We start from the raw sequence: 246 nt of genomic DNA on the forward strand, positions 1-246 counted from the left end.
GTCTTGCCCACACCTAAGCATGAGTTGTTCCCGGCATGCAAACGACCCGAAACGTAGCGGAGAAGACTGGTTCTCCCTGGACCTTCGTCTCTACTCGAACCTTGCTTTCATCGCCGTTTCGGCTGCGGACAATCGCTTTGGCAACAAGCCTTTCCCCCAAGTGCACAGGGCGGATAAAACGGATGCGCGCGGTGGCCGTCAAAGCAACGTCAGCGTTGATAACAGCGACAGCGAGCGAGTTTGCCT

General features: G+C 56.5%; 1 protein-coding gene. It reads right to left on the bottom strand.

The window, feature by feature from the left end:
* Positions 1-13 precede the first annotated feature (13 nt).
* Positions 14-246: hotdog domain-containing protein (locus MXD62_RS09355; RefSeq protein WP_248828967.1), on the bottom strand; the 233-nt coding region annotated here is incomplete at its 5' end.

This window comes from Frankia sp. Mgl5 (assembly GCF_023242985.1).
Classification (GTDB): domain Bacteria; phylum Actinomycetota; class Actinomycetes; order Frankiales; family Frankiaceae; genus Parafrankia; species Parafrankia soli.